Here is an 8,363-nt window from a genome sequence, read left to right on the forward strand (position 1 = left end):
AATCGCTGGCCCGTGATCCGGATGGAGGGTATTGCCGCACCAAAGCCTGAGTAATGCTGCCAGTCATACCTGTCCCGTGATGATCTGAAGAGGAATTTCGCCACACAGGCGTCGTGAGGGCGCCCCCGGCTTCGAAGCCCGGCAGGCCGACGCGGCCATCAGCGGCGCTCCCCCCCCTCATCGACGGGCAGCTTCATAACAACGTTGGGAAACGGCACTGTTGCGCCTGCCATGATCCTCAGAGCGTCCCGCATCGCTCTGCACCCCATGCCAGGGCGCGTGGATCTTATCCCGCTCCCCCTACGCATTCAAGCACGACTACTCAGTCCCTTTTCGCCTTCCAGCTGGCATTTGGGCATCTGGACCAGGGACGGCTTGCATGAAATCCGTGTCCTTAGTGGACGTCTACCTGAACTCTCCGTTGCTTGACGTGAACCGGCAGCAGGACGAGAAGCGCCCGGCAGGCAAAAGGTTGCCTCGGCTAGAATAGAGGGCTGATAGCGGCAAGCCGTAAGCAGCTGGCAGGGCAGAATTTCGAAACGTTCCTGGACTGGGTCCGAGCTAAGTCTTCCGTTCGATGACGAGCCGTGGGGCGTGATCGCGCAAGGAAATCGTTACCGAGTGCGGCTTTGCGAAGTCGGGCGCTCGACCAGAGCCCGCGCATCAAGGCCTCCCACGACACATGAGCGGAACGTTGGACCTCACACTGGCGAGCTTATAAGTGGTTGTAGTACATCCCAACGGACACAATACATAGCGACCCGCCACCCGCATTGCCTTCCGATCCATAGCCAACGCCCCTTCCTCCCCCATGCCTTCATCCAAATTCACCTACGATCTGCCGTCCGGAGCACCGAGCCCCGTCGTCAAAGAAGAGCACATCGAATGCGGCTTCGTTGGCAAGCTTCAGAACTTGAAGTACGAATACCGCGACGACATTCGCGATCGCGCCGCGCTGGAAAGGAACTTCCGGGAGAAGTTCGAGGCCCTCAACCGCGTCAAGCTGACCGAAGCCGAGTTCGCCAGGCTCCTGGATGAAATAGTTACCCCGGATGTCTACACTGCTGCCAAGACCCTGCGCGGCATCAACGCCTTCACCCGCGACGACGGCACGCCGTTGAACTACACGCTGGTGAACATCAAGGAATGGTGCAAAAACCACTTCGAGGTCGTCCACCAGCTCCGCATCAACACCGACAACAGCCACCACCGCTACGACGTTCTCGTCCTCATCAACGGCGTGCCCTGTGTGCAGATCGAGCTGAAAACCCTGGGCGTGAATCCACGCAGGGCCATGGAGCAGATCGTCGAATACAAGCACGACCCGGGCAACGGCTACACCAAGACGCTGCTCTGCTTCATGCAGCTGTTCATCGTCAGCAACCGCGACCGCACCTACTACTTCGCCAACAACAACGTCCGCCACTTCGCCTTCAATGCCAACGAGCGCTTTCTGCCCATCTATGAGTTTGCAGGCGAGGACAACCGCAAGATCACCCAACTCGACGAGTTCGCCGAACGCTTCCTGAGAAAGTGCGACCTCGGCCGCACCATCAGCCGCTACATGGTGCTGCTTGCGGGTGAGCAAAAGCTTATGATCATGCGGCCGTACCAGGTCTATGCCGTGCAACACATCGTCAAGTGCATCGACGAAAACAACGGCAACGGCTACATCTGGCACACCACTGGCAGCGGCAAGACGCTCACGTCCTTCAAGGCCTCTACCCTGTTGAAGGAAAACGACCACATTCACAAGTGTGTGTTCGTCGTGGACCGAAAAGACCTCGACCGCCAGACGCGGGAAGAATTCAACAAATTTCAGGAAGGCTGCGTCGAAGAAAACACCAACACCGCCGCCCTCGTGCGCCGCCTGCTTTCAGAGGACTACGCCGACAAGGTCATCGTCACCACCATTCAGAAGCTCGGCCTCGCGCTGGACGAAAACAGCAAGCGCAACAAGCAGCGCAGCAAAAACGGCCAGGCCACCTACAAAGAACAGCTGGAAGCACTGCAGGACAAGCGCATTGTCTTCATCTTCGACGAATGTCACCGTTCGCAGTTTGGCGACAATCACAAGGCCATCAAAGCATTTTTCCCGAAGGCGCAGCTCTTCGGTTTCACCGGCACGCCGATATTTGGTGGACCCAAGGGCAACGCCAGTCGCATAAAAATCGACGGTGAGGTGGCCTCGTATCGGACCACCGAGGAGCTCTTCCACAAGCAGCTCCACGCCTACACCATCACCCATGCCATCGAGGATGGCAACGTCCTACGCTTCCACGTCGACTACTTCAAGCCCGAGGGTAAGGACCCACCAAAGCCCGGCGAAGCCATTGCCAAGAAGGCCGTCATCGAGGCCATTCTTGCCAAGCACAATACAGCCACCGGCGGGCGCCGCTTCAACGCGATCCTCGCCACCGCGTCCATCAACGACGCCATCGAATACCACGCTCTGTTCAAGACCATGCAGGCGGACAAGCAGGCCGCCGATCCCGATTTCAAGCCGCTGAACATTGCCTGCGTCTTCTCCCCGCCTGCCGAGGGCGACCCAGACGTCAAGCAGATCCAAGAAGACCTGCCGCAGGAACAAGTGGACAACGAAGAAGATCCCGAGGGCAAGAAAGCTGCGCTCAAGGCCGTCCTCGCCGACTACAACGCCCGCTACGGTTCCAACCACCGCTTGAGCGAGTTCGACCTCTACTACCAGGATGTGCAGAAACGCATCAAGGACCAGCAGTGGCCCAATGCCGACTACCCGGCCGCGCAGAAGATCGACATCACTATCGTGGTGGACATGCTGCTCACTGGCTTCGATTCCAAGTTCCTGAACACGCTCTATGTGGACAAGAACCTCAAGCACCACGGCTTGATCCAGGCGTTCTCCCGCACCAATCGCGTGCTCAACGGCACCAAGCCCTACGGCAACATCCTCGACTTTCGCCAGCAGCAAGATTCCGTCGATGCTGCCATCGCCCTCTTCTCCGGCGAGAAGAGCGGCGAGCAGGCGCGGGAAATCTGGCTCGTGGACAAGGCGCCTGTGGTCATCCAGAAGCTGGAGACCGCAGTGCAGAAGTTGGACGACTTCATGACGTCCCAGGGCCTTGCCTGCACGCCATCCGCCGTAGCCAACCTGAAGGGCGACGAGGCCCGCGCCGCCTTCATCAGCCACTTCAAGGAAGTCCAGCGACTCAAAACCCAGCTGGACCAATACACCGACCTCAGCGAAGATAACAAAGCCGCCATCGAACACGTGCTGCCCGATGAAAACCTGCGCGGCTTCAAAGGCCAGTATCTGCAAACTGCCAAAGAGCTCAGAGCGCAGCAGGGCAAAGACGTCAAGGAAGGTGATGGCCCCGGCAACGATGACCCCGTGGACCAGCTCGACTTCGAGTTTGTCCTCTTCGCTTCCGCCGTCATCGACTACGACTACATCATGGGCCTCATTGCCAAGTTCTCCGCCAAAGGGCCCGGCAAGGCCAAGATGACTCGCGAGGAACTCATCGGGCTCATCAGCGCCGATGCCAAGTTCATGAACGAGCGCGACGACATCGCCGAATACATCGGCACACTCCGGGCCGGCGAAGGCCTCTCTGAGGTCGCCATCCGCGACGGCTACACCCGCTTCAAGGCAGAGAAGAATTCGAAGGAACTCGCAGTCATCGCTGCCAAGTACGGCCTGGGCACCGCCGCCCTGCAAACCTTCGTGGACGGCATCCTCGACCGCATGATCTTCGATGGCGAGCAACTCAGCGACCTAATGGCCCCGCTCGACCTCGGGTGGAAAGCCCGCACCCAGGCAGAGCTTGCATTAATGGAAGATTTGCATCCCCTACTCATCAAACGCGCCGGTGGCCGCGACATTTCAGGACTGAGCGCGTATGAGCAGTAAGACGAAAGCCCCCGACATGAAGAAAAAAGTAACGCCCGAGTTGTTGCCGAGGTTGCGGTTTGCAGAGTTTCGGGGTGCGAAAGGATGGGAAAAAAAGCTCATCGGACCTTATCTGGAAGATTCCTCTGGTCGAGTGCCGCCTGATACCGAGTTACCGGTCTATAGCTCCACGCGGGAGGGGCTGAAACGCCAAGACGCCTACTTCGCCGGTCAAGTCCTTCAGAACAAGAACGAATACGGTGTAGTTCCACCGGGTTGCTTTGTTTACCGGCACATGAGCGACGACGGTCTGTTCAAATTCAACATCAATGAAACAGGCGGAGAGATTGCCGTAAGCAAAGAGTATCCCGTTTTTAGCGCCAAAGGTCTTAACCCAGTTTTCTTGCTCGCCAAGTTGAATGATGGCCTCGACTTCAAAGAGTTTGCTCTATCGCAAAAAGCTGGAGGCACGCGAACCCGGCTCTATTTCAGCAGGCTTTGCGATTGGCATACATCGCTTCCGTCACTCGCTGAACAAAAAAAAATCGCCGAGTGCCTGTGTTCCGTGGATGAACTGGTGGCCGCGCAAGCAGGAAAAGTTGAAGCACTCAAGGCCCATAGAAAAGGGTTGATGCAGCAGCTATTCCCCCGCGAAGGCGAAACTCAGCCCCGCCTCCGCTTTCCCGAATTCCAGAATGCCGGGGGGTGGGATGTTCGGACGGTTGGCGATATGTTTCATCTCATTAACGGTTGTGCCTTCAAGCCAGAAGATTGGAAACGAAGTGGGACTCCAATCATCCGCATCCAGAATCTGAACGATCCGTCCGCTGAGTTCAATTACTCCCAAGCACCAGTGCTAGAACGAAACCGCATTGAATCTGGAGATTTACTCTTTGCTTGGTCTGGAACGCTGGGTTCGTCTTTCGGCGCTCGTGTATGGAATGGTCCGCCTGGTGTCTTGAATCAGCATATTTTCAAGGTGTTGATGGATGAGCAGCAGGTCACATTACCGTTCTCGTTACTGGTCCTTTCGAGGGTTGAAGAAGACATTGCTAAAAAGGCGCATGGATTCAAAGCCTCGTTTGTTCACGTCAAGAAGTCGGATCTTGTTAAAATTGAGCTGCCACTGCCATCCCTCCCCGAGCAGCAACGCATCGCGTCGTGCCTGAGCAGCCTCGACGCGCGAATCACCGCTGAAACCCAAAAGCGCGAAGCCCTCAAGACCCACAAAAAAGGGTTGATGCAGAAGCTCTTCCCATCCTCCGAAGAGGTTGAGGCATGAGCGCAAAGCCGAAGATCAACAAATACGCCAACCTCAGGACACTCACGAGAAAGCTGCGTGACGATCTGGGCGGAGTAGAGCTCATCCTCATGTATGCCTACAACCGCACTGGCAAGACACGGTTGTCGATGGAATTCAAGGACGAAGGAAAGCGCAAGAACAATGGCACTGCCGACACCCTCTACTTCAATGCCTTTACCGAAGACTTGTTCACCTGGGACAACGATCTAAATGGTGATGCGGTCCGGCGGCTCCAACTCAATACCAACTCCACCTTCTTCAATGGCCTGAAAGACCTCGCACTGGACGAAACGATTGCGGGCTACCTCGACCGCTACGCGGACTTCGATTTCGACATTGACTACGAGACATGGAAGGTCTCTTTCCGCAAAGGTGAAGCCGAGAACATCAAGATCTCCCGCGGCGAGCAGAACATCTTCATCTGGTGCCTGTTCATGGCCATTTGCGAGCGGATGCTCGATGGGCACGTCTCCTATCAGTTGAACAAATATCTCTACATCGACGACCCCATCTCCTCGCTGGACGACAACAACGCCATCGCAGTGGCCTGTGATCTCGCACAGCTCTTGCGCCGGGCTGCGATCCGCAAAGACCAAAACGGCGTACCCGCGCCCATCAAGGTGGTTTTCTCATCCCATCACGCCCTTTTCTTCAACGTGATGTGTAACGAGATTGGCAGAGCGAAAGAGGGTGAGCCGAGGGTGACCCACAAGCGCTACTTTCTGCATCGTCCGAACGGAGATGGCGTATATACCCTGCGAGCCACCGAGGACACGCCCTTTTTCCATCACGTCGCGTCACTCGCTGAGCTCCAATTTGCCGCCGCCCCCAGCACCGGCAAGCTATACACCTTCCATTTCAACGCCCTGCGCAGCATCATGGAAAAAACGGCGTCGTTCTTCGGCCACGCTGACATCTCCTTCTGCCTCAAGGCGCTGAGCATCCAGGAAGATCGTACACTCTACAACCGCGCGCTGAACCTCCTCAGTCATGGAAAATACGCCATCCATGAACCGACCGAAATGGGGGAGGACAACAAAGAGCTGTTCCGGCGCATTCTGGAAGACTTCACCACCAAATTCCAGTTTGACCTGCCTGACATTCTTGAGACGACACCGACACCAGCCGCAGCACCCACGGCAACCGCCGCCGCACCTGCCACGATCCCATGAACGAATCCAAACAAAAGCAACTCAACCAGACCCTCTGGAGCATCGCGGACCAACTGCGCGGCGCCATGGATGCGGACGACTTCCGCGACTACATGCTGTCCTTCCTTTTCCTGCGCTACCTTTCGGACAATTACGAAACGGCGGCGAAGAAGGAGTTGGGGCGGGACTACCCTGACGTGGGAAGCGACACCCGCGAGGTGCCGCTAGCGCTCTGGTATGCGAACAACATTGACGACGTCTCGGCGTTCGAGAAGCAGATGCGCCGCAAGGTGCATTACGTCATTCAGCCCGCGCACCTCTGGAACAGCATCGCCAACCTGGCCCGCACCCAAAACGCAGAACTGCTGAACACGCTGCAAACGGGTTTCAAGTACATCGAGACGGAATCCTTCGAGAGCACCTTTCAGGGCCTGTTCTCCGAGATCGATCTGAGTTCCCCCAAGCTCGGCAAAACCTACGCCAACCGGAACGCTAAGCTCTGCGCCATCATCCAGAAGATCGCCGAAGGGCTTGCGGGGTTCTCCACCGACATCGACGCGCTGGGCGATGCCTATGAATACCTGATCGGCCAGTTTGCCGCTGGGTCCGGCAAGAAGGCAGGCGAGTTCTACACCCCGCAGCAGATTTCCGACGTCCTCTCCGCCATCGTCACGCTGGACAGTCAGGAACCGAAAACGGGGACTAAGAAGCGGCTGGAGAGCGTGCTGGACTTTGCCTGTGGCTCTGGCTCGCTGCTGCTTAACGTGCGCAAGAAAGTGGCCAAGGCGAACGGCACCATCGGCAAAATTTTCGGCCAAGAAAAGAACATCACGACCTACAATCTCGCACGCATGAACATGCTGTTGCACGGTGTGAAAGACACGGAGTTCGAGATCTTCCACGGAGATACCCTGCTTAACGAGTGGGACATGATGCGGGAGCAAAATCCGGCCAAGAAGCCTAGCTTTGACGCCATTGTTGCCAACCCGCCCTTCAGCTACCGCTGGGAACCGACCGACGCGCTGGCTGACGACGTGCGCTTCAAGAGCCATGGCCTCGCGCCCAAGTCCGCTGCCGACCTCGCCTTCCTGCTGCACGGCTTCCACTACCTCAAAGACGAAGGCGTGATGGCCATCATCCTGCCGCACGGCGTACTGTTCCGAGGCGGGGTGGAAGAACGCATCCGCACCAAACTGCTGAAGGACGGACACATTGACACGGTGATCGGCCTGCCTGCCAATCTCTTCTATTCCACCGGCATCCCCGTCTGCATCCTAGTGTTGAAGAAGTGCAAGAAGCCGGACGATGTGCTGTTCATTAACGCAAGCGGGCCGGAGCACTTCGAGAAAAGCAAACGCCAGAACCAGCTCAAGCCCGAACACATCGCCAAGATCATCAAGACCTACCAGTTCCGCGAGGAACAGGCGCGCTACTCACGCAAGGTGGAAATGGCTGAGATCGAGAAGAACGATTTCAACCTGAACATCTCGCGCTATATCGGTACCGCGGTGAACGAGACGGAGATTTTTCTGGATGAGACTCACCAAGAGCTGGTTGAGATTGAAAAGGCGATTGCGGCTGCGAAGGACAAGCACAACGCTTTCCTGAGAGAACTGGATTTGAAGCCGTTGCCATAGTCACTCACACTGACTGGTCCGTGCATGCCCCAGCCTCAGCGTGCGCGAATATGTCTCGACATGCTGCTGCACCAGGCGGTCCGGCGTGGTCTGCTCCGGGCGGCGGCGCTCGTGGTGAACAAGTGCGTCGTCCGGCGCCCGCCGAAGCTGCCGTTCAATGGCTTGCACGCAGGGTTCCAGGAAGATTGTGAGCCGGCATGGTCTCGAGCCTTGATATCGCGTCTCAACCGCTCCGAGCGTCGCCCACCGATGCGTGCCTGCCTCTGTCGCGTCTCGTTCTTTGAGATTGACCCGCGAAAACGGACACCTATCCTTTTGAACAGAAGGAGGAGTGTCGAAATGGGCAAGCATCGTATCGCGTACCCGGCGGAGTTCCGGGCGCACATGGTCGAGCTGGTGAGGGC

The 8,363-nt window shown here is 57.2% G+C and carries 5 protein-coding genes; 4 read left to right on the plus strand and 1 reads right to left on the minus strand.

Translation table 11 applies throughout. The features are described 5' to 3' along the window. Positions 1-811: 811 nt before the first annotated feature. The 4 genes from HV796_RS38850 to HV796_RS38865 are packed head-to-tail and all read left to right on the plus strand — an operon-like array spanning position 812 to position 7,959. Positions 812-3,889 (plus strand): type I restriction endonuclease subunit R, encoded by a 3,078-nt coding sequence (locus tag HV796_RS38850; protein ID WP_175233097.1) that lies wholly within the window; start codon positions 812-814, stop codon positions 3,887-3,889. Then, complete coding sequence (locus HV796_RS38855; RefSeq protein WP_175233098.1) at positions 3,879-5,150, plus strand: restriction endonuclease subunit S; 1,272 nt, start codon at positions 3,879-3,881, stop codon at positions 5,148-5,150. The genes HV796_RS38850 and HV796_RS38855 overlap by 11 nt, the downstream gene beginning before the upstream one ends. Further along, entirely contained in the window at positions 5,147-6,343 is a 1,197-nt protein-coding gene (locus HV796_RS38860; protein ID WP_175233099.1) for an ATP-binding protein, read from the plus strand. Before HV796_RS38855 ends, HV796_RS38860 begins: the two co-directional genes overlap by 4 nt. Beyond that, positions 6,340-7,959, plus strand: coding sequence for a type I restriction-modification system subunit M (locus HV796_RS38865; RefSeq protein WP_175233100.1), 1,620 nt, complete (start codon positions 6,340-6,342; stop codon positions 7,957-7,959). The genes HV796_RS38860 and HV796_RS38865 overlap by 4 nt, the downstream gene beginning before the upstream one ends. On the opposite strand, the gene HV796_RS43600 is transcribed toward HV796_RS38865, so the two are convergent. Further along, the coding region (locus HV796_RS43600; protein WP_217478163.1) for a hypothetical protein at positions 7,960-8,363 on the minus strand (404 nt) is incomplete at its 5' end.

Source organism: Paraburkholderia humisilvae (assembly GCF_902859855.1).
GTDB classification, from domain to species: domain Bacteria; phylum Pseudomonadota; class Gammaproteobacteria; order Burkholderiales; family Burkholderiaceae; genus Paraburkholderia; species Paraburkholderia humisilvae.

What these genes read in the sequence shown, in the direction of transcription:
- HV796_RS38850 (WP_175233097.1), top strand. Translation starts at nt 812, where the DNA reads ATGCCTTCATCCAAATTCACCTACGATCTGCCGTCCGGAGCACCGAGC.
- HV796_RS38855 (WP_175233098.1), top strand. Translation starts at nt 3,879, where the DNA reads ATGAGCAGTAAGACGAAAGCCCCCGACATGAAGAAAAAAGTAACGCCC.
- HV796_RS38860 (WP_175233099.1), top strand. Translation starts at nt 5,147, where the DNA reads ATGAGCGCAAAGCCGAAGATCAACAAATACGCCAACCTCAGGACACTC.
- HV796_RS38865 (WP_175233100.1), top strand. Translation starts at nt 6,340, where the DNA reads ATGAACGAATCCAAACAAAAGCAACTCAACCAGACCCTCTGGAGCATC.